The 26,484-nt window shown below is 52.7% G+C and carries 24 protein-coding genes; 14 read left to right on the top strand and 10 right to left on the bottom strand.

Annotation, left to right across the window (positions count from 1 at the left end; translation table 11 throughout):
• Genes hemX through hemC form a run of 3 tightly spaced genes read right to left on the bottom strand, consistent with a single transcriptional unit; the run spans position 1 to position 2,865 of the window.
• A complete protein-coding gene (gene hemX / locus SPM24T3_RS16120; RefSeq protein ID WP_009637858.1) occupies positions 1-1,164 on the bottom strand; it encodes a uroporphyrinogen-III C-methyltransferase in 1,164 nt (387 codons plus the stop codon).
• Between the two features lie 22 nt (positions 1,165-1,186).
• A complete protein-coding gene (gene hemD / locus SPM24T3_RS16115; protein ID WP_009637857.1) occupies positions 1,187-1,927 on the bottom strand; it encodes a uroporphyrinogen-III synthase in 741 nt (246 codons plus the stop codon).
• Complete coding sequence (gene hemC / locus SPM24T3_RS16110; protein WP_009637856.1) at positions 1,924-2,865, bottom strand: hydroxymethylbilane synthase; 942 nt, start codon at positions 2,863-2,865, stop codon at positions 1,924-1,926. Before hemC ends, hemD begins: the two co-directional genes overlap by 4 nt.
• Positions 2,866-3,176: 311 nt before the next feature.
• Between hemC and SPM24T3_RS16105 the strand changes: the two genes are divergently transcribed.
• The 7 genes from SPM24T3_RS16105 to uvrD all read left to right on the top strand — a co-directional run bounded on the left by SPM24T3_RS16105 (position 3,177) and on the right by uvrD (position 11,574).
• On the top strand, positions 3,177-5,735 hold the full coding sequence (locus SPM24T3_RS16105; protein WP_009637855.1) for a class I adenylate cyclase: 2,559 nt from the start codon (positions 3,177-3,179) through the stop codon (positions 5,733-5,735).
• 145 nt (positions 5,736-5,880) lie between these two features.
• Complete coding sequence (locus tag SPM24T3_RS16100; protein WP_037378880.1) at positions 5,881-6,075, top strand: lipoprotein; 195 nt, start codon at positions 5,881-5,883, stop codon at positions 6,073-6,075.
• Between the two features lie 57 nt (positions 6,076-6,132).
• The gene (dapF, locus tag SPM24T3_RS16095; protein WP_009637853.1) at positions 6,133-6,957 is read left to right on the top strand and encodes a diaminopimelate epimerase; all 825 of its coding nucleotides are present in this window, start codon (positions 6,133-6,135) and stop codon (positions 6,955-6,957) included.
• Positions 6,954-7,664 carry a DUF484 domain-containing protein gene (locus SPM24T3_RS16090; RefSeq protein ID WP_009637852.1) on the top strand — a complete coding sequence of 237 codons (711 nt, stop codon included), beginning with the start codon at positions 6,954-6,956 and terminating at the stop codon, positions 7,662-7,664. The genes dapF and SPM24T3_RS16090 overlap by 4 nt, the downstream gene beginning before the upstream one ends.
• Positions 7,661-8,572 carry a tyrosine recombinase XerC gene (xerC, locus tag SPM24T3_RS16085; protein ID WP_009637851.1) on the top strand — a complete coding sequence of 304 codons (912 nt, stop codon included), beginning with the start codon at positions 7,661-7,663 and terminating at the stop codon, positions 8,570-8,572. The genes SPM24T3_RS16090 and xerC overlap by 4 nt, the downstream gene beginning before the upstream one ends.
• Positions 8,572-9,288, top strand: coding sequence for a 5-amino-6-(5-phospho-D-ribitylamino)uracil phosphatase YigB (yigB, locus tag SPM24T3_RS16080; protein ID WP_009637850.1), 717 nt, complete (start codon positions 8,572-8,574; stop codon positions 9,286-9,288). The genes xerC and yigB overlap by 1 nt, the downstream gene beginning before the upstream one ends.
• 120 nt (positions 9,289-9,408) lie before the next feature.
• The gene (gene uvrD / locus SPM24T3_RS16075) at positions 9,409-11,574 is read left to right on the top strand and encodes a DNA helicase II (RefSeq protein WP_009637849.1); all 2,166 of its coding nucleotides are present in this window, start codon (positions 9,409-9,411) and stop codon (positions 11,572-11,574) included.
• Between the two features lie 393 nt (positions 11,575-11,967).
• Here uvrD and SPM24T3_RS16070 read toward each other — a convergent pair whose 3' ends face one another.
• A complete protein-coding gene (locus tag SPM24T3_RS16070) occupies positions 11,968-12,444 on the bottom strand; it encodes a WbuC family cupin fold metalloprotein (RefSeq protein ID WP_009637848.1) in 477 nt (158 codons plus the stop codon).
• A gap of 456 nt (positions 12,445-12,900) precedes the next feature.
• Here SPM24T3_RS16070 and corA point away from each other — a divergent pair, with 456 nt between their 5' ends.
• The gene (gene corA, locus SPM24T3_RS16060; protein ID WP_009637847.1) at positions 12,901-13,854 is read left to right on the top strand and encodes a magnesium/cobalt transporter CorA; all 954 of its coding nucleotides are present in this window, start codon (positions 12,901-12,903) and stop codon (positions 13,852-13,854) included.
• Positions 13,855-13,982: 128 nt separating this feature from the next.
• On the top strand, positions 13,983-15,038 hold the full coding sequence (locus tag SPM24T3_RS16055; RefSeq protein WP_037378877.1) for an AbrB family transcriptional regulator: 1,056 nt from the start codon (positions 13,983-13,985) through the stop codon (positions 15,036-15,038).
• Here SPM24T3_RS16055 and rarD read toward each other — a convergent pair.
• Both rarD and SPM24T3_RS16045 read right to left on the bottom strand, forming a co-directional pair.
• On the bottom strand, positions 15,035-15,973 hold the full coding sequence (gene rarD, locus SPM24T3_RS16050) for an EamA family transporter RarD (RefSeq protein ID WP_009637845.1): 939 nt from the start codon (positions 15,971-15,973) through the stop codon (positions 15,035-15,037). The genes SPM24T3_RS16055 and rarD overlap by 4 nt on opposite strands.
• 25 nt (positions 15,974-15,998) lie before the next feature.
• Positions 15,999-16,481 carry a thioesterase family protein gene (locus SPM24T3_RS16045; protein ID WP_009637844.1) on the bottom strand — a complete coding sequence of 161 codons (483 nt, stop codon included), beginning with the start codon at positions 16,479-16,481 and terminating at the stop codon, positions 15,999-16,001.
• A 209-nt stretch (positions 16,482-16,690) separates the two neighbouring features.
• Here SPM24T3_RS16045 and pldA point away from each other — a divergent pair, with 209 nt between their 5' ends.
• From pldA to rhtC, 3 genes are all read left to right on the top strand, one after another.
• Positions 16,691-17,569: a phospholipase A gene (gene pldA / locus SPM24T3_RS16040; protein WP_009637843.1), complete on the top strand. Its 879-nt coding sequence runs from the start codon at positions 16,691-16,693 to the stop codon at positions 17,567-17,569.
• Positions 17,570-17,656: 87 nt separating this feature from the next.
• Positions 17,657-19,489, top strand: coding sequence for an ATP-dependent DNA helicase RecQ (gene recQ, locus SPM24T3_RS16035; RefSeq protein WP_009637842.1), 1,833 nt, complete (start codon positions 17,657-17,659; stop codon positions 19,487-19,489).
• A gap of 57 nt (positions 19,490-19,546) precedes the next feature.
• A complete protein-coding gene (gene rhtC, locus SPM24T3_RS16030) occupies positions 19,547-20,176 on the top strand; it encodes a threonine export protein RhtC (RefSeq protein ID WP_009637841.1) in 630 nt (209 codons plus the stop codon).
• Positions 20,177-20,390: 214 nt separating this feature from the next.
• Here the strand turns inward: rhtC and rhtB are convergent, their stop codons facing one another.
• Positions 20,391-21,011, bottom strand: a complete 621-nt coding sequence (gene rhtB, locus SPM24T3_RS16025) for a homoserine/homoserine lactone efflux protein (RefSeq protein ID WP_009637840.1) — start codon at positions 21,009-21,011, stop codon at positions 20,391-20,393.
• A 145-nt stretch (positions 21,012-21,156) separates the two neighbouring features.
• Between rhtB and pldB the strand changes: the two genes are divergently transcribed.
• The gene (gene pldB / locus SPM24T3_RS16020; protein WP_009637839.1) at positions 21,157-22,149 is read left to right on the top strand and encodes a lysophospholipase L2; all 993 of its coding nucleotides are present in this window, start codon (positions 21,157-21,159) and stop codon (positions 22,147-22,149) included.
• Between the two features lie 48 nt (positions 22,150-22,197).
• Positions 22,198-23,007 carry a sugar/pyridoxal phosphate phosphatase YigL gene (gene yigL, locus SPM24T3_RS16015; RefSeq protein WP_009637838.1) on the top strand — a complete coding sequence of 270 codons (810 nt, stop codon included), beginning with the start codon at positions 22,198-22,200 and terminating at the stop codon, positions 23,005-23,007.
• An 82-nt stretch (positions 23,008-23,089) separates the two neighbouring features.
• Here yigL and glpT read toward each other — a convergent pair whose 3' ends face one another.
• The 3 genes from glpT to SPM24T3_RS16000 all read right to left on the bottom strand — a co-directional run bounded on the left by glpT (position 23,090) and on the right by SPM24T3_RS16000 (position 26,119).
• The gene (gene glpT, locus SPM24T3_RS16010) at positions 23,090-24,442 is read right to left on the bottom strand and encodes a glycerol-3-phosphate transporter (RefSeq protein ID WP_009637837.1); all 1,353 of its coding nucleotides are present in this window, start codon (positions 24,440-24,442) and stop codon (positions 23,090-23,092) included.
• 311 nt (positions 24,443-24,753) lie between these two features.
• On the bottom strand, positions 24,754-25,323 hold the full coding sequence (locus SPM24T3_RS16005; RefSeq protein ID WP_009637835.1) for a DcrB family lipoprotein: 570 nt from the start codon (positions 25,321-25,323) through the stop codon (positions 24,754-24,756).
• A gap of 106 nt (positions 25,324-25,429) precedes the next feature.
• A complete protein-coding gene (locus SPM24T3_RS16000; protein ID WP_009637834.1) occupies positions 25,430-26,119 on the bottom strand; it encodes a 7-cyano-7-deazaguanine/7-aminomethyl-7-deazaguanine transporter in 690 nt (229 codons plus the stop codon).
• Positions 26,120-26,484: the final 365 nt, after the last annotated feature.

The following is a 26,484-nucleotide window of genomic DNA, read 5'->3' as shown; positions in this document are numbered from 1 at the left end:
TTATTCCCCCTGTTTGCTGGTCGTTGCGGCGTTGCTGGTCGCCGCCGCGGCAGGCTGTTGAAGCAGATTGCGCACGCGCGTTTGCATCAGTTTTTCCAGCATTGGCTGGCTTTTCAGCTGATCCGGAACGTCCATTGAAACAGACTGTTGGCTCAGACTATCGAGATCCGCAAGGAACGCTTTGGTCGAAGGATCGGTTGTATCAAAATAGGCGCGAACCCAGGTCGATACCGTTTCCAGTGACTGCTTATAGATTTCATTCTGATGACGCGGCACGGCCTGTGCGGCAATCAGTAGACGCGAGCGGATGTTTTCGCGCAGATACACGTCCTGATTCGGTGCTAACAGCGGCTCGGCGCTGGTGTCGCGACGGCGAATGGTAATGAAATCGGACATAAAGTTGTGCCAGCTCTTGCTCAGGTTTTGACGCCATTCTGTCAGTGAACCGGAGAGTTCGCCGCTGTCGCTGTCCATCGGCGTGTCATCCGTGTCGTTATCAGCCAGACGCAGGTTATCAACCTGATTTGAAAGCTGATTCACCTTAAGGATGATGCCGTCGAAATCGACCTGAGTCACTGCGGACAGGCTGCCGATATCGTCATTAATCGCTTTACGAACGCCAATCAGGCTTGGGTCGTTCATGTCGGCCAGGCTGGCGTCGGCGCTTTTCAACAGCGCGGCGGCAGTGGTAACGTCCTGATCGCTCCACAGTTTTCTACCAGCCAGTTTGACCAGGAAATCTGCCTGCGACAGCATCCAGGTTTTGGCATCGCTGCCGGAAATGCTGGCGACTTTATCCTGCAACTCACTTAACTGACGGCTGTAAGAGGCTTGCTGGCGCGTGGCTTCCTGCTGAGATTTATCCTGCTGGCTCAGCAAGGTGTCGATTTGTTGCTTGTCCTGCTGCTGGCTGCTCTTGAGCGTCGCCAGTTGGTCTTGCAATGCTTCGTTGGCAGCAACTTCCGCCTGAGCCTGTTGGTGTCCGTGATAATAAATGCCTACGCCAAGCGCGATCACCAACACAATGGCGATTGCACCCAAAACGGGGCCCGTACGTTTTTCTTTCTGTACGGTTTCACGAGAAGCAATGTCTGGCTGTTGGGGGCTCTCAACCGCAATGTGAGTTTCATCTACCTTTGCGGAAGGATTTTTTTGTTCCGTCATCTGGGCACGTCCCTTAGTCAGGTTATTTTAATGCACGGATCAGCGCATCATTATCTGCGTTATCTGCAACCCTAATAGATTGCCAGCCAAGTTGGCGGGCAAGGGTTGCCAAACGTTCGCTGACCACTATCAACGTGCAGCTTAAAAGCCAACTTGTTCGATAGTAATCAGGAACTAACGTATATAACTGTTGTAACATTTCTCCGCTGGTGACCACCAGAGTATTCACCCCGGCGCGTTGCCAGCTTGAGCTTTGCTCACTGCCGTCGTAGAAAATCGGGCTGCGTCGATAACACTCACAGTAGCTTACGTTAACACCGCGCTCCCTTAGCGTATCCGCCAGCAGTTCTCGCCCGCCATTCCCACGCAAAATCAAAGCATTACGGCCTTTAATTGATTGCAAGGCAGGAAGATTCAACAGTGTTTCGCTGGTCTCGCCATCCTGTGGATAAATTATCGGCAGGCTGCTGGCGCGATGCGTCAGCAAACCAGTGGTTCGCCCAATAGCATAATAGCTTACAAAATCAGGCCAGTGTTGAGCCTGCTGACGTATCGCACGGTCAGCGTAGTTCACCGCATACTGGGAAAGGACAAAAATCATATCCTGCGGCTTTAACGAGGATAGCATTGTGGGCAGCTGCGCAAGCTCGCTACCCGGTGCAAACTCGATTAAAGGCGAGTGATAGGCGACCCTGCCCAGCGTACGAAGCCGGGCTACAAGCTGTTCTCCCGAAGGTGAAGGGCGGGTCACCAGAATGGTCATTTTGGTGCGTTACCCTGGTAGACTTCCTGCAATATTTCGCGTGCTCCGGCGTTCAACAACTCTTCCGCCAGACTGATGCCCATGCTTTCCGCTTCGGATGTCGGACCACGACGTTCGCCGCGCACCATTTGACTACCGTCCGGCGCGCCAACCAGCGCGCGCAGCCAAAGGGTATCGCCTTCAAGCTCCGCATAACTGCCGATCGGAACCTGACAACCGCCTTCAAGACGCATGTTCATCGCACGCTCTGCGGCAACGCGCAGTGTCGTTTCGACATGAGCCAGCGGAGCCAGTAACTCCCGAGTGCGAACGTCGTCGAGACGGCATTCAATACCCACGGCACCTTGACCGACGGCGGGCAGGCACTCTTCCGGCGTCAGCGCAGCGCGAACGCGTGAGTCCAGACCCAGGCGTTTCAGACCGGCGACAGCCAGAATAATTGCGTCGTAATCGCCATTATCGAGCTTACCCAGACGGGTGCCAACGTTGCCGCGCAGATCGCGAATTTGCAGGTCTGGGCGTTGCTGACGCAGTTGACACTGACGACGCAGGCTTGAGGTGCCTACTACGCTACCCTGAGGCAGATCGTCGAGGCTGGCAAAGTGATTGGAAACGAAAGCATCACGCGGGTCTTCGCGCTCGCAAATCGTGACCAGCCCAAGGCCTTTCGGGAAATCGACCGGTACGTCTTTCATTGAATGAACGGCGATATCGGCGCGTCCTTCCAGCAAGGCCAGCTCAAGCTCTTTGACGAACAAGCCTTTACCGCCAACTTTGGCCAGTGGCGTATCCAGAATGATGTCACCTTTGGTGACCATCGGGACTAATTCAACCTGCAAATCCGGATGAAAAGCTTTGAGCTGACTTTGAACAAATTGTGCCTGCCACAGGGCTAGCGGGCTCTGTCGAGTGGCAATTCGGATGGTTTTGTCTAACATTCTTCTTACCGTTTTTTAATTTCGCAGACCATCCTACCACCTACGGTGATGAGGTGTCAGCGATCAGGGAAGTTGTGACGGTTTAACAGGGAAATTTGTGGCATGACGGATCAGGAAGTAAAATGTATAGAGACGCAACAGTAATTGTGGTGCGTTACTTCCTTTACGGTCAAACAGCAAGGTGTTAAATTGATCACGTTTCCAGCAATAATACGTCAAATACATATTTCAAATTAAAGTTTTTAAAAACTAATGGCGTATTTGGATACGGGGTTGTTTCTAGACACTGGAAGAAAATCGGGCGAAAAGTCTTGTACCTCTACATCGAGACATTAAAGCAAAGATTGGATGCAATTAATCAGCTTCGCGTTGATCGCGCAGTTGTGGCTCAAGGACCCGCTTTCCAGCAGGTCTATAGTCTGTTGCCCGTCTTGTTACATCACCACCATCCCCTGATGCCGGGTTACCTTGAAGGTAAAGCGCCCCATGGCGTCTGCATTTTTACGCCTGATGAATCCCAACAAACCTATTTGAACACCCTTGCCGAGAAATGGGGCAGTCCTTTTGAGCCGACGGTTAAAGGCGAACTGCCGATTACCGGCGTCTATTCAATGGGCAGCACCTCGTCGATTGGTCAGAGCCAATCTTCCGATCTCGACATTTGGGTCTGTCATCAATCCTGGCTAGACAACGAAGAGCGCAATCGCCTGCAGGAAAAATGCCTGCTGCTCGAAAAATGGGCGGCGTCGATGGGCGTTGAGGTCAGCTTCTTCCTGATTGATGAAAACCGCTTCCGCCATAATGAAAGCGGCAGCCTGAGCGGTGAGGACTGCGGTTCCACTCAGCATATCTTGCTGCTGGATGAATTTTACCGTACCGCCGTGCGTCTCGCCGGCAAACGTATTCTGTGGAATATGGTGCCGGGCGAAGAAGAGGCGCATTACGATGAGTACGTGCTCTCCCTTTATTCACAGGGTGCGCTCACGCCGAACGAGTGGCTTGACCTCGGCGGCCTGAGCACGCTGTCTGCCGAGGAGTATTTCGGTGCCAGCCTGTGGCAGCTATATAAAAGTATCGACTCGCCTTACAAGGCGGTGTTGAAAACCTTGCTGCTTGAAGCCTATTCCTGGGAATACCCTAATACCCAGCTGTTGGCGATGGACATCAAACAGCGTCTGCACCAAGGGGAGATTGTCTGCTTCGGTCTTGACGCCTACTGCATGATGCTCGACCGCGTGACCCGTTATTTGACGCAGGTGGAAGACTTCACCCGTCTTGACCTGGTTCGCCGCTGTTTCTATCTCAAAGTGCATGAAAAACTCTCTCGCACTCGCGCCACGGTGGGCTGGCGTCGTGAAATTCTGACTCAGCTGGTCAGCGAGTGGGGCTGGAGTGAAGAGCGTCTGGCGATACTTGATAACCGAGCCAACTGGAAAATCGAGCGCGTGCGTGAAGCACACAACGAGCTGCTTGATGCGATGATGCAAAGTTATCGTAACCTGATCCGCTTTGCGCGCCGTAACAACCTTAGTGTCAGCGCCAGTCCGCAGGATATCGGCGTATTGACCCGTAAACTGTATGCCGCCTTTGAAGCGCTGCCGGGTAAAGTCACGCTGGTTAACCCACAGATTTCGCCTGACCTTTCCGAAAGCGATTTGACCTTTATTCACGTTCCGACCGGGCGCGCCAATCGGACAGGCTGGTATCTCTATAATCAGTCGCCGTCGATGGATTCGATCATCAGCCATCAGCCGCTGGAATATAACCGCTACCTAAGCAAGCTGGTGGCCTGGGCCTATTTCAACGGGCTGCTGACGCCGACTACGCGTCTGCACATCAAAAGCAGCAACTTATGTGATATCTCCAAACTGCGCGAGCTGGTGGCAGATATCTCAAACAATTTCCCTATCCGCCTGCCTGCCCCGACGCCAAAGGCGCTGTATAGCCCTTGTGAAATCCGTCATTTGTCGATCATCGTCAATCTAGAGCACGATCCGACCGCGGCATTTCGTAATCAGGTGGTGCATTTTGATTTCCGCAAGCTCGACGTATTCAGCTTCGGCGAACAGCAGCAGTGCCTGGTGGGCAGTATTGATCTGCTGTATCGCAACTCGTGGAATGAAGTGCGTACCTTGCATTTCAGCAGTGAGCAAGCGGTGCTTGAAGCGCTGAAAACCATCCTGGGTAAAATGCATCAGGATGCCGCGCCGCCGGAGTCTGTAGAAGTCTTCTGTTACAGCCAGCATTTGCGCGGCCTGATCCGCACCCGTATTCAGCAGTTAGTGTCTGAGTGCATTGAGTTGCGCCTGTCGAGCAAGCGCCTTGAGCCAGGTCGTTTCAAAGCGGTGAGAGTTTCCGGTCAGACTTGGGGACTGTTCTTCGAACGTCTCTCCGTTTCGGTGCAAAAACTCGAAAACGCCATCGAATTCTACGGCGCTATCTCCAATAACAAACTGCACGGTTTGTCGGTCAAAGTGGATACCTCACAGGTGCATCTGCCGTCGGTAGTTGACGGCTACGCCAGCGAAGGGATCATCCAGTTTTTCTTCGAAACCAGCAGCGATGAGGTCGGCTTTAACATCTATATTCTGGATGAGTCGAATCGCGTCGAGGTTTATCACCATTGCGAAGGCAGCAAAGAAGATCTGGTGCGCGACGTCAGCCGTTTTTATTCGTCATCCCACGATCGATTCACCTACGGTTCAAGTTTTGTGAATTTTAACTTGCCGCAGTTCTACCAGATTGTCTCGCTGGAAGGGCGTACCCAGGTTATCCCTTTCCGCAGCAACGTTCTGTCGCACCTTTACGCGGCGGTGCCGGAAGTCGGTTCGGAACCTGCCAGCCTGGCGCAGCAGTTTCAAATCCACTGATCTGTCGATAGCCTTCGCGACTGTTCCCTGTTTTTGATAATCGATTCCTATTGCTTTTCATGATCCAACTGCGATTATAGAGAGCTTGGACGGTGGATCGCAGATCCTGGTTAAAATGAAAACAATCAAAATGAAAAATTTGCATATGAAAACCGCACTACGTTGCTCTATGGCTGCTATGGCCCTGTTTGCACTTTCCGGCTGTGGATTGAAAGGGCCGTTGTACTTCCCGCCAGCCGCTAAATCTGCCAACCAAAAAGCAGTAGCGCCTAACGCGAATCAGGCAACCGGTGTTTCTCCTGATAAAGACGCGGCTAAAAACAGCGGGCAGCTTTACTAATCGTCAAGCAACAGGATCACTCTTCTGGCGATGGCCAGAGGTCAAGCGGAGTAAGATATGCAGTTCGCTAAAATGCACGGCCTGGGCAATGACTTTATGGTCGTTGACGCCGTCACCCAAAATGTTTACTTCTCTCCCGAACTGATCCGCCGACTTTCCGATCGTAACCGAGGCGTAGGCTTCGACCAATTGCTGGTCGTCGAGCCTCCTTACGATCCTGAACTGGATTTTCATTATCGCATCTTCAACGCCGACGGCAGCGAAGTCATGCAGTGCGGCAACGGGGCACGCTGTTTCGCCCGTTTTGTCCGTATCAAGGGGCTAACCAACAAACGTGAAATTCAGGTCAGCACCCAAAACGGGCGCATGACTCTCACGGTGACGGAAGACGAGCTGGTTGAAGTGAATATGGGCGAGCCGATTTTTGAGCCGCAGCAAATTCCTTTCCGTGCCCCTAAACCTGAAAAAACCTATATTTTACGGGCAGAAGAACACACTGTACTGTGTGGCGTCGTCTCGATGGGCAATCCTCATTGCGTGTTACAGGTTGACGACGTGGTCACTGCCGGCGTAGAACATCTTGGCCCGCTGCTCGAAAGTCACGAACGTTTTCCAGAACGTGTTAACGTCGGTTTTATGCAGGTGATTCACACTGCCAGCATCAAGCTGCGAGTGTACGAGCGTGGTGCGGGAGAAACGCAGGCCTGCGGAAGCGGTGCCTGTGCAGCAGTCGCAATTGGCATACATCAAGGGCTGCTTGCGGAAGAAGTTCAGGTGGACCTGCCGGGAGGCAGCCTCAACATTCGCTGGAAAGGGCCGGGCCATCCGCTGTTTATGACCGGACCTGCCACCCATGTTTATGACGGATTCATTCATCTATGAACAATCTTGATGATCAGATAGAAAGCGCCAACGTTGCCGAGCTCGATGACGAGCTGGTAATGCAGTATCTGCTGCAAAACCCTGATTTCTTTATTAGAAATTCGCGCAGCGTTGAGCAAATGCACATTCCGCACCCGGTGAAAGGCAGTATCTCGCTGGTGGAATGGCAGCTTGGACGTCAACGTAACCAGATTTCCCGGCTGGAAGAAGAAATTACCCTGCTGATGGAACAGGCAACCATCAATGAAACCCTGTTTGGCCGCCTGATTGAGCTGCAAGCCAATCTCGCCGACGCTACCAGCCTGCAAGACATGCTTAACCGTTTGCAACGCTGGGGCCGAGGTTTTGGATTGGCGGGTGCCAACGTTCGGCTGTTTAGCGAAAGCTGGCGAATTGGCGCGCCTTCCGATTTCACGCATCTTGCTTTGACGCGCAGCTCGTTTGAATCTTTACGTATTCAACGACTTGGTGATACCCACCATTTCCTCGGCAGTCTTAACGGCCCGGAACTGTTGCTGGTTCTGCCTCAGGCCAAGGCGGTCGGCTCAGTTGCGCTGTCGCTGATGGGCGAGGAAGGCGAATTGGGGATGCTGATTTTCAGCAGCCGCGATCCGCAACACTATCAGGCAGGAATGGGCACCGTGATGCTCGACCAGCTGGCAAAAATGCTACCCGGCCTGGTGTCGCGCTGGATAGAGCGCGCATGAGTGAAACTGACTCGCCACTGCAACCCGCGGTCGAGGCATTCTTACGTTATCTGCGGGTCGAGCGCCAGCTCAGCCCGCTAACGCAAAGCAGTTATCACCATCAACTTCAGGCGCTGATTGGCATGGCTGCCGATCTGAATCTGACTGACTGGCGCGACCTTGACGCCGCCAAAGTTCGCATGCTCACAGCTCGCAGTAAACGCGCGGGTCTCGGCGCGTCCAGCCTGGCATTGCGCCTTTCGGCGTTGCGCAGCTTCCTTGACTGGCAGGTGCATCAGGGCGTGCTCAAGGCTAATCCAGCGAAAGGAATTTCTACCCCGCGCGCGCCGCGCCATCTGCCTAAAAATATCGACGTCGATGAAGTCGGGCAGTTACTGGATATCGACCTCAATGATCCACTCGCGGTTCGCGATCGCGCTATGCTTGAAGTAATGTATGGCGCGGGCCTGCGTTTATCTGAGTTGGTGGGCATAAATCTCGGACACGTTGATTTACCTTCCGGCGAAGTTTGGGTGATGGGTAAAGGGAGCAAAGAGCGAAAACTGCCGATTGGCCGCACGGCGGTCACCTGGCTTGAGAACTGGCTGGCGCTGCGTGACCTGTTCGGGCCTGAAGATGACGCGATGTTTTTATCTAATCAAGGCCGAAGAATTTCAACCCGCAACGTGCAAAAGCGCTTTGCAGAGTGGGGCATCAAGCAGGGCGTGAACAGTCATATTCATCCCCACAAGCTGCGCCACTCCTTTGCGACGCACGTTCTGGAGTCGAGTGGTGATTTGCGCGCCGTCCAGGAGCTACTGGGCCACGCCAACCTGTCGACCACGCAAATCTATACCCATCTCGACTTTCAACATTTGGCGTCAGTTTACGATGCCGCGCATCCCCGCGCTAAACGAGGAAAATCCTGATGAAGTTCTACCGTCCCCTGCAACAGATCGAGGCGATCACATTCGATCTCGACGATACGCTTTACGATAACTATCCGGTGATTGTCCGTACCGAGTCGGAAACGATGCAGTTTTTGCGTCAGTACCATCCGGCGACCGCAGATATCGAATCGGCAGAATGGCGGGCGGTGCGAGCGGAGCTGCTCGAACAGGATGCAGAAATTTATCATGACGTTACCGCGTGGCGTCATAAGGCGCTGTACCACACGTTGCTGCGTCGCGGGTTGAGCGAGGCAGAATCCACAGCCGGTGCCGAAGCTACGATGCAGAACTTTGCTCAATGGCGCAGCCGCATTGATGTACCGCAGGAAACCCACGACACGCTTGCCGCGCTGGGCAAAAAATTCCCGCTGGTGGCGATCACCAACGGCAATGCCAATCCCGACCTGTGCGGCCTGTCGAAGCATTTCGAGTTTACACTGGTTGCCGGGCGGGACGGGCGCGCCAAGCCGTGGGACGACATGTACCAACTGGCGGCCGAGCGTCTTGACTTGCCGCTAGCCAATATTCTCCACGTTGGCGACGACTTGACCACAGACGTCGCCGGTTCTGTACGCTGTGGCATGCAGGCCTGCTGGATCAACCTGCGTCAGGGTAATCTGATGACTATTCCCGATGCGCGCCTGTTGCCGCACATCGAGATCAACGCACTAAGCTCTCTCACCACGCTACTGTGATACCTCGGGTAGCCTTTTGTGATAATATACTGTATATAACAGCAGTAAACCTCCTTGGGGAGGTCGACATTTCTTCGACCTTCCCGTGGATGCAATTCTCTATCCAGACAAACGGTGCTTATGGACGTTTCTGACCTGCTCGACAGCCTTAATGAAAAACAACGCGAAGCCGTAGGCGCCAAGCGCAGCAATCTTTTAGTGCTGGCAGGTGCAGGCAGCGGGAAAACCCGAGTTCTGGTGCATCGCATCGCCTGGCTGCTGTCAGTAGAGAACTGCTCCCCGTATTCCATTATGGCGGTGACCTTTACCAACAAGGCCGCAGCCGAAATGCGCCACCGTATTGAACAGCTGATTGGCACCAGCCAGGGTGGCATGTGGATTGGTACTTTCCACGGCCTGGCTCACCGCCTGCTGCGCGCCCATCATCTTGACGCCAATTTGCCGCAGGACTTCCAGATCCTCGACAGCGACGACCAGCTCCGCCTGCTCAAGCGTATTATCAAAGCGCTGAACATCGACGACAAACAGTGGCCGCCGCGTCAGGCTATGTGGTACATCAATGGCAAAAAAGATGAAGGTCTTCGTCCTCAACACGTTGAAAGCTATGGTAATCCAGTTGAAGCTACCTGGCTGAGGATTTATCAGGCCTATCAGGAAGCCTGCGATCGCGCCGGTCTGGTGGATTTCGCCGAGCTGCTGCTGCGCGCTCACGAGCTGTGGCTGAACAAGCCGCATATCTTGCAACACTACCGTGAGCGTTTTACCAACCTGATGGTGGACGAGTTCCAGGATACCAACAGCATTCAGTACGCCTGGATCCGCCTGCTGTGCGGTGAAAATAACAACGTGATGATCGTCGGCGACGATGACCAGTCAATCTATGGCTGGCGTGGTGCGCAGGTGGAAAACATCCAGCGTTTCCTGCAGGATTTCCCCGGCGCGGAAACTATTCGCCTCGAGCAGAACTATCGTTCCACCAGCACCATTCTGACCGCTGCCAACTCGCTGATTGCCAATAACAATGGCCGTATGGGTAAAAACCTCTGGACCGAGGGTGTCGAAGGCGAACCCATTTCTCTTTACTGTGCGTTTAACGAGCTGGATGAATCCCGCTTCGTGGTTAACCGCATCAAGGCGTGGCAGGACAACGGTGGGGCGCTGAACGACTGCGCGATTCTTTATCGCAGCAATGCCCAATCGCGCGTGCTGGAAGAGGCTTTATTGCAGATGGCGATGCCATATCGCATCTACGGTGGCCAGCGATTCTTTGAACGTCAGGAAATTAAAGACGCGTTGGCTTACCTTCGCCTGATGGCTAACCGCAACGACGATGCCGCTTTTGAGCGCGTGGTGAATACCCCGACGCGTGGCATCGGCGATCGCACCCTCGACGTGGTGCGTCAAACGGCTCGCGATCGTCAGCTGACTATGTGGCAGGCAACTCGCGTGCTGTTGCAGGAAAAGGTATTGGCCGGTCGCGCAGCGTCTTCACTACAACGCTTTACCGAGCTGGTGGACGCGCTGGCGCACGAAACGGCAGAGATGCCATTGCACGTTCAGACCGACCGTGTGATCAAAGATTCAGGCCTGTTTATCATGTATGAGCAGGAAAAAGGCGAAAAAGGCCAGGCGCGTATTGAAAACCTTGAGGAACTGGTGACGGCAACGCGTCAGTTCAGCTATCAGGATGAAGACCAGGATCTGATGCCGTTGCAGGCTTTCCTTTCTCACGCCGCGCTGGAAGCCGGTGAAGGGCAGGCAGATGCTTATCAGGACGCGGTGCAACTAATGACGCTGCACTCGGCTAAAGGACTGGAATTCCCGCAGGTGTTTATTGTCGGCATGGAAGAGGGGATGTTCCCGAGCCAGATGTCGCTGGATGAGGGCGGGCGTCTTGAAGAAGAGCGTCGACTGGCCTACGTTGGCGTAACCCGTGCAATGAAAAAGCTGACTCTGACCTACGCCGAAACTCGCCGATTGTACGGTAAAGAGGTCTATCATCGGCCTTCACGTTTTGTTGGCGAACTGCCGGAAAACTGCGTTGAAGAGGTGCGATTACGCGCCAGCGTGACGCGTCAGGTCAAACACCGCAGCATGGGCACGCCGGTGCTCAGTGAAAACAGCAGCGGCTTCGCTTTGGGGCAACGAGTGCGTCATCCAAAATTCGGTGAAGGCACCATCGTCAATCTGGAAGGTAGCGGTGAACACAGCCGCCTGCAGATCGCCTTCCCCGGCGAAGGCATTAAATGGTTAGTCGCCGCCTATGCCCGGCTTGAGGCGGTTTAAGCTAGCTTACTTGCTCTGTTGAGCTTGGGCAGTGCTCGAAATCCTCACGTACTAATGTACGCTCCGGTTTCTCCGCGCTGTCCGCACTCAACATAGCCGCGACGCTTGCGCTTAAATGTTGATATTCAAAGAGTAGAGCACTCAAACTGCCTGCGACAATAACGCCCTCGTTTGGGCGCTAGAATTCAAAGACTATAAATCGCTTGCGCTTAAATGTTGAGCTTGCGAGGAGTGCGCACTCAAACTGCCTGCGACAATAACGCCCTCGTTTGGGCGTTAGAATTCAAAGGCTATAAATCGCTTGCGCTTAAATGTTGATTTTTCAAAGAGTAGAGCACTCAAACTGCCTGCGACAATAACGCCCTTATCTGGGCGTTTTTTGTGTTTAAAAGCTTAAAACTTCACGGTGTCACCCACTTTGGCATCCGGATACCAGGCCATAATCGCTGCGGATTTGTCGTCGCCTTCGGCCGGGCTGCCGGTGAAGGTATCTTCCTCTGGCACAGGAACATAAGGCCCCTGTTTAATTTCCAGGAAAGTGGTGCCTTTATCCAATGCAATCGCGCTGTGCCAAATACCCGCCGGAATTTCCAGCGTTCGCGTCTCTTCACCCAACACCAGCCGTTCGGTTATTTTTCCCTCTGAATTGTAAATCAATACAACAAGACGGCCGCTCAAAATGCTCAATAATTCCCAGGTATGCGGATGGCGATGGATGCGCACATAGCTTTGTGGCTCCATGGTCACGGCCAGTCGTTGTACCGGATCGTTAACGTCAGGATGCAGGTTAAGATTGGTGCGCAGGCGTGGCGATTGTTCCGCTTTGGTCGCGAGTTGGCCAAGATTTTCACGGGTAATTTGCTTAATCATTTTTGATCCTGAAAAGTATGGAGTGGTGGGGCGAATTTCGATTTGGTGTGCTATAGAGTGTAGTCAAAAAACGTCTTGCGGGTAAGCAGGCAGACTGTTGATCGACGGTTGAAAATCATGCCGAAATGTTGCGGAATTAAGCACCTTCCCGGTTGACAGTCTTTTTCTTATCGGCGTAACATGCGCGCACTATTATTTATGAGGATTTTCGCCTTGGACGCACCCAGTCGATACTGGCTCAATAATCTGTTAAGCAGGTTCCACTCCTAGGCCCTCATTGCTGACGGCCAGAGAGCGGATAATCGAATCCTGCTTAACTTGGTTGTCAGCGGCTCCAACCCGTCGCTGTGAGTCAGACCTGAATCGGGTCTGAAACATGCTGGTGACTTTCACCTGTGTTTCCCCTAGTGCTTCAATGCGTTGTCTAAACCTGTCACCATTAGGGAGAACGGGCACATGCTGAGTGCTTTTAAATTAGATAACAGCCGCTTATCCCGTTTGGAACTGGATGAATCAGAGACCTCTCTGTCTGAGTCTCTGTGGGTCGATTTGGTTGAGCCTGACGATCTGGAACGCGATCGCGTACAGAACGAATTAGGGCAAAGTCTGGCAACCCGGCCAGAACTGGACGATATCGAAGCGTCGGCACGTTTTTTTGAAGACGAAGACGGCCTGCATATTCACTCCTTCTTCTATTACGAAGACGCGGAAGATCACGCGGGTAACAGCACCGTGGCATTTACCATCCGCGATGGCCGCCTGTTTACTCTGCGTGAGCGCGAACTGCCGGCGTTTCGTCTGTACCGCATGCGCGCCAGAAATCAGCAACTGACCGACGGCAATGCCTACGAGCTGCTACTCGATCTGTTCGAAACTAAAATCGAACAGCTGGCCGATGAGATCGAAAACATCTACAGCGATCTGGAGAAGCTCTCGCGCGTGATTATGGAAGGTCATCAGGGCGATGAGTACGACGCCGCGCTTTCTACGCTGGCCGAGCTGGAAGATATCGGCTGGAAGGTTCGCCTGTGTCTGATGGACACCCAGCGCGCGCTGAATTTCCTGGTGCGTAAAGCCCGTTTACCTGGCGGACAGCTTGAGCAGGCGCGTGAAGTATTGCGTGACATCGAGTCGCTGCTGCCGCACAACGAATCGTTGTTCCAAAAGGTCAACTTCCTGATGCAGGCGGCGATGGGCTTTATCAACATCGAGCAGAACCGCATCATCAAAATTTTCTCGGTGGTTTCGGTTGTGTTCCTGCCGCCGACGCTGGTTGCCTCAAGCTACGGGATGAACTTCCAGTTTATGCCAGAGCTGAAGCTGGAATTCGGCTATCCGGCAGCATTGGTGTTAATGCTGCTCGCCGGTCTCGCGCCATACCTGTATTTCAAAAGAAAAAACTGGCTGTAATGCCTCTTTTCTCAGTAACAGATCCTCCGGTTCGCCGGGGGAAATCCCGCCTTATCTTTACCCGCTAGTTCCTTAAATGTGCTAAAAATATCCCTCCTGTTGCTTTTACGTAGACTCGAATAATGTACATGGAAAGAATGGCTCCCGTCGCCCAGTGGTGTAGTCTGGTCGTCGCGTCGCTGATTTTAGGCTTTATCTTTCAATATTTTAATGTTCCGGCCGCATTGCTGTTGGGGCCGATGATCGTCGGCGTCGTGATGGGCCTGTTTGGCGCTACGGTGCGCATTCCAGGCGTATTTTTCAAAATCGCGCAAGGCGTGATTGGCTGTATGATTGCGCAGGCGCTTTCACCTTCCATTTTGCCGCCGCTGCTGCACGACTGGTTTTTAGTGTTGATGGTGTTGGTCTGCACGCTGCTGGCCAGCGGCCTTTCCGGCTGGCTACTGGTGAAATTCAGCGATCTTCCCGGTCCGACCGGTGCGTGGGGGTCTTCTCCGGGCGGTGCCAGCGCGATGGTGGCAATGGCTGGCGACTTTGGGGCCGACGTGCGATTAGTCGCGTTTATGCAGTACTTGCGCGTGCTGTTTGTCGCCACGGCGGCAGCGATTGTCTCGCGGCTAAGCTTGGGCGATCATGCCACGGGTGCGGCGGCAGTAGAATGGTTTCCGGCATTGGACTGGCGCTTTCTGGTGACACCCGCGCTTGCGCTCGCCGGCGTCTGGCTTGCCCCCAAGCTGCGTATTCCCTCGGGTGCGCTGCTTATCCCGGCGGTGGTCGGCGCGTTCCTACACTCTACAGGCACGGTATTATTAGAAGTTCCCGAATGGTTGTTGGCGATTGCCTATACCCTGATTGGCTGGAGTGTAGGCCTGCGTTTTACTCGTCCTATCTTCAAGTTGGCTTTACGCACGCTGCCGCAGATGGTGGTCTCGATTATTGGTTTGATTTTGCTGTGCGGCGCAATGGCCTGGGTACTGACTAAAATCCTGCACGTCGACATGCTGACGGCCTATCTGGCAACCAGCCCGGGCGGGCTGGATACGGTGGCAATTATCGCGGCCGGTAGCCACGTGGATATTTCGTTTATAATGGCGATGCAGACACTGCGGCTGTTGACCATTATTGTCACTGGCCCTGCAATGGCGCGCTTTATCTCACGCAGCGCCACGCCGGCCCCCTCTTAGTTTTTGATTTCGACGGCCTCGGCGGTGGCGATGCCTACCGCCTTGAGGTTTTTCTGCTGGCGCTGATGCTGAACCGCGTCATAGATAAAAAAGGCTAAACCGGCCCAGATAAAAGCGAATGTCACCAACTGAGATTGTTTAACCGACTCGCCATAAAACAGCACCGCGAGCAGGAACATCAATGTTGGGCCGATATACTGGAAAAAGCCTAGCGTGGAGAATTTCAGTCGTGAGGTCGCGGCGGTAAAGAACAGCAGCGGCACGGTGGTGATCACCCCTGCTGCCGCCAGTAACAGGTCCAGAGACAGCGGATTATTAATCAGATTGCTGGTCGAACTGTGGGCAAAATAGAACAGATAAATTGCAGCAGGCAGTAGCAGCCACATCGTTTCAATCAACATTCCCGATTGAGCATCCACGGCGATCTTCTTGCGTAGCAGGCCATAAAACGCGAAGGTCAGTGAAATCCCCAGGCCAATAATCGGCAGCGAGCCAAATATCCACAGCTGTACCAGCACCCCGGCTAGCGCCAGCACCACCGCCACCCACTGTAATCGACGAAAGCGCTCGCCGAGAAACATCATCCCCAGCAAAACGTTCACCAGCGGACTGATAAAATAGCCCAGGCTGGCCTCGAGAATATGGTCATGGTTGATGGCCCAGATAAACAGCAGCCAGTTTCCACCGACCAGAAGGGCGCTCACCAGCAGTAATCCAACCTTAATCGGGGTGCCAAACACTTTGCGCACGCCGCCCCAGCCTCGGCTGACTGACAGCAACACCAGCATAAAGAAGAAGGACCAGATCACCCGATGGGTCAGGATTTCTTCGGCGGGGACTCGTTGCAGCAACTTGAAGTAGGCAGGCGCAACGCCCCAGATAAAATAGGCGATAAAGGCAAAGATTACTCCCTCGCGGGTTCTTTTGGCATCCATGGCAATTCCCTGTTAATTCATGTTCCTAGCCAACCAGATAGGTCGCGGTGGCGGTGGCGATATGAATCGCGGTTTCATTGAATAAATCGACGCGCGCGACGGAAACTTTATTTCCAGCGCGGATCAGTGTGCTTTTTACTGCAAAATTTTCGCCACGACCGGGACGCAGATAGTCAACTCGCAGATCAATGGTGCCCATCTTCGATAAACGCTGACGCAGTTCCGGTTCCAGCAGTGGATGTTCAGGTTTATCAAAGCGGATCAGTGCGCTGTTAACGCACACCAGTCCGGCGGCGACGTCCAGCACTGACGCAATCACGCCGCCGTGCAGAATCTTTTGCACCGCATTGCCCACTAACTTCGATTGATTTTGAAAAGTCAGCTCGGCACAGCCAGCATCAAGGCGGCAAAGTTCTAGACCAAGCTCGCGATTGAATGGCATGTCATAGATAAAAATCTCACCTATTAGCTGGCGGGCTGCATCGTGACTCAATGGTGTGGCAGACATAACATTTCCTGATAGCGAATGACGAGGATAGTATTTGCTTTGTGAATGAATTGTTGATTTTAAGCATCCTGGTGATTGTTTTCTAGCTTACTTATGCTAATCCTCTACAGGTTTAAAATTGTGTGTAGAATGGCCTGTTTTTTTAACAATATGTATCAACATTTTTTGATTATGCCGATTCGCGGCAATTAACTTTTTGGGGTGAAAGGATGGGTAAATCTTGGGCTGCTGGCGCTGCCATGCTGGCTTTACCGCTACTCAGCTATGCTGATGAAGCAAAAATTCAGGACGTGCATGACACACCGAGCGTGCGCGGCAGCATCATTGCCAACATGCTCCAGGAACACGATAATCCGTTTACGCTTTATCCTTACGATACAAACTATGTCATTTATACTGACACCAGTAATATCAACAAGCAGGCGATCCAGTCTTATAACTGGGCCCATAATGCCAGACACGATGAGCTAAAATTCCAGCTGAGTCTGGCGTTCCCAATCTGGCGCGGTATTGCTGGCGATAACTCGGTATTGGGTGCGTCTTATACGCAGAGATCCTGGTGGCAGATTTCCAACAGTAAAGAGTCCTCGCCTTTCCGTGAAACCAACTACGAGCCACAGTTATTCCTCGCCTGGGCCACTGATTACGAGTTCCTTGGCTGGACTCTGCGTGAAGCCGAGTATGGATTCAACCATGAATCCAACGGTCGTGCCGATCCCACCTCGCGCAGCTGGAACCGCGTGTATGCTCGTTATATGGCGCAGCATGGCAACTGGCAAGTTGAGCTAAAACCCTGGTACCGTATTCCAGAAAGTAAAAGTAATGATGATAATCCGGACATCACCAAGTATATGGGTTATTACCAGGTGAAAGTCGGCTATGCGCTGGGCGATAGCGTTATCACCGTAACCAGCCACTATAACTGGAACACCGGTTACGGCAGCGGTGAACTGGGTTGGAGTTATCCAATTACTCGTCATGTGCGCTTCTATACCCAGCTGTTTAGTGGCTACGGTGAGTCAATGATTGACTACAACCACAAGCAGACTCGCTTCGGTATTGGTATCATGATGAACGATATGATGTGACCGACCGATCGGCACCAGCATAACCCGACGCTATCTTCATGTTATTCAAGGAGAAGCGTTCGGGTGTAATAAATTTTGGGGAAACGAGTGTCAACGGCGGCAGTGATAAATAAGGAGTTACTGGCAGAGCAGGTGTTGCGAGATACCTTCGGCTACCAGCAATTTCGACCGGGTCAGCAGACGATCATAAATGCAGCCATCTTAGGTAAAGATTGCCTGGTGGTGATGCCTACTGGCGGCGGAAAGTCGCTGTGTTATCAGATCCCTGCGCTGGTGATGGATGGCCTGACGTTGGTGGTCTCTCCGCTGATTTCCCTGATGAAAGATCAGGTCGATCAGCTGATGGCTGCCGGTGTAGAAGCCGGTTGCCTCAATTCTACCCAAACCCGCGAACAGCAGCAGGAAGTCATGGCTGGCTGTCGCAGCGGGCGTATTAAAATGCTCTATATCGCCCCTGAGCGTCTGACCATGGGCGATTTCCTGGAGCAGCTGCAACAGTGGAATCCGGCTATGCTGGCGGTCGATGAAGCTCACTGTATTTCTCAGTGGGGCCACGATTTCCGTCCAGAATACCGCGCGCTCGGCCAGCTGAAACTGCGTTATCCACAGCTGCCGGTGATTGCCCTGACCGCAACCGCCGATGATGCTACGCGTAACGATATCGTGCGCCTGCTCGAACTCAACGACCCGCTGGTGCAGGTTAGCAGCTTTGACCGTCCCAATATTCGCTACACTCTGGTCGAGAAGTTTAAACCTCTCGACCAGCTGCTGCGTTTCGTGCAGGACCAACGCGGCAAAAGCGGCATTATTTATTGTGGTAGCCGAGCCAAGGTTGAAGACACCGCCGCCCGGCTGCAAAGCCGTGGCATCAGCGTGGGTGCCTACCATGCCGGTTTGGAAAACGATCGCCGATCGCAGGTGCAGGAAGCATTCCAGCGTGACGACGTGCAAATTGTGGTCGCGACTGTCGCCTTTGGCATGGGGATTAACAAGCCCAATGTGCGGTTCGTGGTGCACTTTGATATCCCACGCAATATCGAATCTTATTATCAGGAAACCGGACGCGCGGGGCGTGACGGTTTGCCTGCCGAAGCTTTACTGCTTTACGATCCGGCCGACATGGCTTGGCTACGCCGATGCCTTGATGAAAAACCGGCAGGGCCACAGCAGGACGTCGAACGCCACAAGCTCAACGCGATGGGCGCCTTTGCCGAAGCGCAAACCTGCCGTCGTTTAGTGCTGCTGAATTACTTTGGCGAAGGCAAGCAGGAAGCCTGCGGCAACTGCGATATCTGCCTTGACCCACCTAAACGCTACGATGGCCTGATGGATGCGCAAAAAGCGCTGTCCTGCGTGTATCGTGTCGGCCAGCGCTTTGGCTTAGGCTATATCGTTGAGGTGCTGCGTGGGGCGAACAATCAGCGTATCCGCGAATACGGCCATGACAAGTTGCCGATTTACGGCATGGGTCGCGAGCAAAGCAATGAGCACTGGATAAGCGTGGTGCGCCAGCTCATTCACCTCGGGCTGATTACCCAAAATATCGCCATGCACTCCGCGTTGCAGCTCACCGAGGCTGCCAGACCGGTATTGCGTGGCGAGATAGCGATGCAGCTGGCCGTTCCGCGCCTGCAAACACTTAAAATTCGCGGCACCAACACGCAGAAAACCTATGGTGGCAACTATGACCGCAAGCTGTTTGCCAAACTACGCAAGCTGCGTAAGACCCTTGCGGATGAAGGAAACGTTCCACCTTACGTAGTATTTAACGACACGTCGCTGTTGGAAATGGCCGAACAGCTGCCAGTCAGCCCCGGCGAAATGCTTGGTATTACCGGGGTTGGCCAGCGCAAGCTTGAAAAATTTGGTCGTCCGTTTATGGCATTGATCCGCGATCACATTGATAACGACGACGAATGAGTACAATGCCCGACCGTCAACAATCAAATAAGTCAGCGTAAAGAGGAGCAGTAAATCATGTTAATTCTGTTTTTAACCGTTGCCGCCGTGCATCTCGTAGCATTGATGTCGCCGGGGCCAGACTTCTTCTTTGTTTCTCAGACGGCAATGAGCCGCTCGCGCAAAGAGGCAATGATGGGCGTGTTTGGCATTACGCTGGGGGTGCTGGTTTGGGCCGCCGTCGCATTAATGGGCCTGCACCTTTTGCTGCAAAAAATGGCCTGGCTGCATCAAATCATTACCGTGGGCGGCGGGCTGTATCTTTGCTGGATGGGCTGGCAACTGCTGAAGTCTGCGCGGGCGCAAAAAGCGGCGGGTGAAAGCGTATCCGAGATTCAGCCGGTAATCTTGCCCAAGCGCGGTAAAACCTTTATGCGCGGTTTGCTGACCAATCTTTCTAATCCGAAAGCGGTTATTTATTTCGGCAGTATCTTCTCGCTGTTCGTTGGCGATAGCGTCGGCAATGGCGAGCGTTGGGGATTGTTTGCGTTGATCAGTCTCGAAACGCTGGCCTGGTTCTCGGTAGTCGCGATGGTGTTTGCTCTGCCAGTGATGCGCCGAGGTTATCAGCGCTTAGCCAAGTGGATTGATGGCGTAGCGGGCGTGCTGTTCGCGGGTATCGGTATCCACCTGATTATTTCCCGCTAATCTTCAACGTCATGTAATAAAAAACCGCCGATGGCGGTTTTTCGCATTATTAAGCGACTAAAGCAGCTATTTTTCGTTTATCTTCGGCAATTAATACCACACCCCAAACTTTTTATCCGGATGCTCGCTGTAAATCGCGCTTTCAGGAATACCCTCACCATGGTGAGTGAGTTGTTGTCCATGATAGGGATAAAACGGGCCTTCTTCGCTGTGGTCAAATTTTCCGCGCCGTTGCCAGCAGCAGCCCAACCATCATAAACAGCGAGCCGAAGATGCGATTGAGCAGGGTCATTTGCCTTGGCGCTTTTATCCAGCCAGAAATGCGTTTTGCCAGCGTGGCGTAACCGATCATCACGATAATATCGACGACGACGGTGGTAACTCCCAGCACCAGATACTGCGCAACTTGCGGTTGGTGTGGAACGATAAACTGCGGGAACAGCGCGGCGAGAAACACGATGCTTTTTGGGTTGGTAAGATTGACCAACACCGCGCGTTTGAACAAACGACGGCGCGGCATATTGCTGGCCAGCGCATTCATGTCGATAGCTCCCGCTGCGCGCCATTGGCAGATCCCCAACCAGATAAGATACGCCGCCCCGCACCATTTCAGAATTTCAAACGCCAGCAGCGACTGTGACACCAGCGCGCCAAGACCGATACCCACCAGCACGATATGAATCGACAGGCCGAGCTGTAATCCGGAGATAGAGGCGACCGCACCGCGATAACCGTGGCTGATACCGGTACTCATGGTGTTAATGGCACCAGAACCCGGTGAAAGGCTTAAAATTGAGGTTGTGAGCAGGTACGTCAGCCACCAATCTACTGTCATTTTACTTCTTCCTTAATGCTGACTCTGCAGCTTGAAATCTATTGAGAACCGTCTTTTTGTGGCACAATACGCTATTGCTTATTAATGCGCTACGGCCTGAAAACAACTTATTTCTCCACGCGGTATTTTTGTTCTGGGACAGTCGATGCCATCTAATTACGATCGCTGGTTAACGCGAGAATACGGCTTTTCAGCCTTTGCTACCGGACCCTTGCTGGATTTCTGGCGCACACGCGAAGAAGCCGAGTTTAACGGGGTTGATAACGTCCCGATCCGCTACGTGCGTTTCTGTTCCGCTCGTCATAACAAAGTCATTTTTATATCCACCGGGCGTATCGAAAGCTACGTAAAATATCCTGAGCTGGCCTACGATTTGTTTCACTGTGGCTACGACGTCATGATTCTCGACCACCGTGGTCAAGGTCGTTCAGGAAGATTACTTAAAGATCCGCACTTGGGGCATGTCGACAAGTTTGACGACTACGTGTCAGATTTATCGACCTTTTATAAGCTCGAGATCGCTCCGCGCAATTATGCTAAAAAGTTTGCGCTGGCTCATTCGATGGGTGGCGCGATCATGGCACTGTTTTTAGCCAGTGAACCTAAAAACTTCGATGCAGCAGTGCTTTGTGCACCGATGACCGGTATTTCGTTGCGCACACCGGACTGGCTAACGCGCAATATTCTTAACTGGGCTGAACGGCGTCCGCTTTATCGCAATAAATATGCACTGGGTACCGGCACCTGGCGGCCACTGCCGTTTGTGGTCAATCGCCTGACCCACAGCCGCGAGCGCTATCGTCGTAATCAGCGTTTTTATGCCGATTATCCCGAGTTGCGGGTGGGCGGGCCGACCTACCATTGGGTGCGCGAAAGCATTCAGGCAGGCGTCAAGATTCTGGAACAAGCCAAAAATATTACTACGCCACTGTTGTTATTGCAGGCAGGTGAAGACCACGTTGTCGATAACAGGTCGCATGCTGCTTTTTGTCAGGCCATGGCCATTGCCGGACACCCCTGCGTTGGGGGTAAGCCGCTGGTTATCGAAGGCGCACGCCATGAGATCCTGTTCGAGCGGGACGATATGCGGGCAAAGGCGTTAGACGCCATCATGCGCTTTTATGCGCGACGAACTTAAACCGCGGCCTGCCGCGCACAACTCCATCAGAGGTTAGAACCTAACGTTATGTATCATGTTGTTGCATCCGATTTAGATGGCACGCTGCTGTCACCCGATCATTCCCTGAGCCCTTTCGCCAAAGAGACCCTGCAACTATTAACCCAGCGGGATATTCACTTTGTGTTTGCCACCGGACGTCATCACATTGACGTTGCACAGATGCGCGATGCTCTGGGCATCAGCGCGTACATGATCACCTCCAACGGTGCGCGTGTACACAACACCGACGGCGAATTGATTTTTAGCCATAATCTCGACCCGGATATCGCCGAAGATCTCTTCGCCATTGTCCACGACAATCCCGATATTCTGACCAATGTCTACCGCAACGACGATTGGCACATGAATCGCGATCGTCGCGATCAGGAAGACTTTTTCAAAGAATCGATTTTCAAGTACAAGATCTATCAGCCGGGCCTGCTGGAAACTGACGGTATTGCCAAGGTGTATTTTACCTGCGACGATCACGAAAAATTGATCCCGCTGGAGCAGGCGATTAATGCGCGCTGGGGCGACAGGGTCAATGTCAGCTTCTCGTTGCCGGTATGTCTGGAAGTGATGGCCGGTGGCGTGTCGAAAGGCCACGCGCTGGAAGAAGTTTCCAGGCTGATGGGCTATACGCTGAAAGACTGTATCGCCTTTGGTGACGGCATGAACGACCTTGAGATGCTAAACATGTCGGGTAAAGGCTGTTTGATGAGCGGTTCACTGCCGCGTCTGAAAGCGGCGATGCCGGAGGCGGAAATTATCGGCTCCAACGCCGACGACGCCGTGCCGCATTACCTGCGTAAAATGTATCTGAACAGCGAGCGTTAATACTTCGCTTACGAAAAAGGGCCGCCAGTTGTGCAACTCGCGGCCCTTTGTTTTTCCGGCTCATTATCTGATTTTTTTATGACTAATTGCGTTTAGCCAGTTCCGCTTTGTGTTTGCTTTCACTCAGCATCGTCATTACGAGCAAAATCACCGCCAGCACACAGCCGCCGATCATCACGATAAACCCACCATTCCAGCCGAAATAGTCCACCGTGTAACCAACAATCGCGCTTGCTGCGACCGATCCTCCGAGATAACCAAAAAGGCCGGTAAAACCAGCCGCCGTTCCTGCTGCTTTTTTTGGTGCCAGTTCCAGCGCGTGCAGGCCAATCAGCATTACCGGCCCGTAGATCAGAAAGCCGATGGTGATCATGCAGGCCATATCCACGCCTGGATTTCCCACGGGATTAAGCCAGTAAACCACAGTGGCGATAGTTACCAGCGTCATAAAGAACACGCCAGTTGCCCCGCGATTGCCCTTGAACACTTTGTCTGACATCCAACCGCAAAGTAGAGTGCCCGGTATCCCGGCATATTCATAGAGGAAATAGGTCCAGGAAGACTTATCGAGTGCAAAGTGCTTCACTTCCTTAAGATAGGTCGGTGACCAGTCGAGAATGCCGTAACGCAGCAGGTAAACAAATACGTTGGCCAGTGCGATGTACCACAGCAGCTTATTGGGCAACACGTATTGCATAAAGATCTGTTTTGCCGTCAGTTCTTGCTCTGCCGAAGCTTTGTCATAATCGGCCGGGTAATCGTTTTTATATTCTTCGATAGGCGGCAGACCACAGGATTGCGGGGTATCGCGCATCATTACAAAAGCAAAAACTGCCAGCGCGATAGCGGCAAATGCCGGCATGTACAGCGCGGCGTGCCAGTCGTTAAACCACGCCATGCCGAGCAGAAACAGTAGGGGAGGAATGCCGCCACCGACGTTATGCGCACAGTTCCATACTGAAACGATGCGCCCGCGCTCTTTCTGCGACCACCAGTGAACCATAGTTCGTCCGCATGGCGGCCATCCCATGCCCTGGAACCAGCCACAAAGGAACAGCAATACGAACATGATGGCAATGCTTGACGTTGCCCAGGGCACAAAACCCATAAAAAGCATCACTACGGCGGATAAGATTAGCCCGGCAGGCAGGAAAACGCGGGGATTAGAACGATCGGAGACCGCACCCATAATAAATTTGGAGAAACCGTAGGCGATGGAAATGCCTGACAGCGCCAGCCCAAGATCGCCGCGTGAGAATCCCTGTTCAACCAGATACGGCATCGCCAGAGCAAAATTTTTACGCACCAGATAGTAGGCCGCATAACCAAAGAAAATGCCAATAAATATCTGCCAGCGCAGGCGGCGGTAGAGTGGATCGACGTGCGTATCGTCCACTGGCGCGATATGCGCGGCCGGTTTGAAAATACTAAGCATGATGCCTCCGAGGTGCTTTCCATAGGTATTGAAATGTTCCATAACGAGCATCCTACGGATCCGACACACGAAGATGGAATCTGCTTTATGACAGTAATGTTGCAGAAATATGACTGTCGGGGCGATTCTGCCGGATTTATTAACACTTTGAAATATTAATGCGCATGAATTGGCGGGATGAGATCACGTTTTAAGGATTTATATGCGCATTTACGTTCGATTTTGCGCGAAATGTGAGGGTGTGTTGAAAATAGGCGGGATTTTAGGGACGAAATACGCGGAGGCGGGCTCCGCGTTTATTACCGATAATATTACTGAACTTTAAGCGTTGAGATAATCGCTTCGGCATCAGTTTGTGCCTGTTGCTGGTTGTCGGCAGGCAGGGTGATTTGCATGGTCATCAGCTGGTTGTCAATTTTCGCCAACACAATAGAAGAATAGGCTTTTGAACCGGCAGAGTTGATCACGCTGTCATACTGTTGCAGAGTTTGACCATTTACCTGAATCGATTTATTGGTCACAACTTGCAGGTTAGTGTCGCGATCGTGCTGCTGCTGTTCCAGTCGATTGGCAATAACTTCCAGCGAGTCCGGGGTGGAATCGCCGAGAATAACGATCACTGCTTTTTGCCCGGATTTATCGGCATAAACGTGCATATTATTGGCTTGAGTACCCAGCTTGCCGCTTTGGTCACTCATGCCGTTTGGCAATGCAAAGGTGAGTTTGCCATCCAGCAGGCTAATTTGCTTAGTTGCGGCAGCCGCAGCGGCTGGCGTTGCGCCCTTGTCTGCTGATGCTGTTTTATCATCAGTTTTGCCATCGCAGGCCGCCAAACCGGCAACCAGCAGCGTTATTCCCATAAACTTGGCTAATTTGTGCATAGGGCTTCCTTTAAGTTTCACGCACCTTACATCCGCCAACGCGTGACGGATGTAGATTATTGACTTCACGGCCTTTATGGCAACCTATTCACGGGCGAAAAGCAAGTCAGATATTGGCGGCTTTTGTGTCGTCATGAAACGCTACGGGTTCGCCTTTACCTGATTGCGCCAGGCGCTTGAGCAGGACGTTGAGCAGCATACCGTACATCGGCAGGAAGAAAATCAGACAAATGAGCAATTTGAAGCTGTAATCTACCAGTGCAATTTCAACCCAGTGCTGGGCCATAAACGCATCGCTACTTTTATAGAAAGCAATAAAGAAGAACGCCAGAGTATCGCTGATATTACCGAGGAACATTGCCGCCGTGGGCGCTACCCACCAGCTGTTGCGCTGACGCAGGCGGTTAAACACTTGTACATCAAGGATTTGCCCCAACACGTAAGCCATAAAGCTGGCGGTCGCGATGCGCGCCACCATAACGTTGAGACTACTCAGCGAAGCAAAGCCCTGCCAGCTTCCCTGATAAAACAGCGCGGAGATGAAATAAGAAATCACCAGCGCAGGCACCATCACCGATAAAATAATTCGCCGCGCCAGGGGAGCACCAAAAATACGCACCGTCAGATCGGTTGCCAGGAAGATAAACGGAAAGGTAAAAGCGCCCCAAGTGGTAGTAAAACCAAAGATGGAGACAGGTAATTGCACCAGATAATTACTGGAAGTAATGATGGCGATATGAAATAGCGAAAGCCATATCAACGCGGAAAACCGCTGTTGAGCTGTAAAGGAATACATAAATTGTGACCTTTTTAGTGGTTGGGGTGAGGGAACCCAATAACGCCTGCTGCATCTTGCCCTGTGCGACGAGTGCTGTGCGGGCTAAATATTGTATTAAAAACGGCGAATTTGCTACCGCGGCGCGCATACTATCCTTTCCCACCTAGTTTGCGCAACACTATCCTGCCCCATTGACGCTGTAACATCGTTGGCTTCACTCTTTCACCCGAATCACTTACTAAATGTAAGCTCATCGGGATTCACTCGCTTGCCGCCTTGTTACAGCGCCAATGGTCTTGGGGTGTAACGTCGTTGGCTTCGCTCTTTCACCCGAATCATTGACTAAATGTAAGCTCATCGGGATTCACTCGCTTGCCGCCTTG

This window comes from Serratia sp. M24T3, from assembly GCF_000257645.1.
In the GTDB taxonomy this organism is placed as follows: Bacteria; Pseudomonadota; Gammaproteobacteria; order Enterobacterales; family Enterobacteriaceae; genus Rouxiella.
The sequence above is the reverse complement of the archived record's forward strand: the minus strand, read 5'-3'. Positions and strand labels throughout refer to the sequence as shown.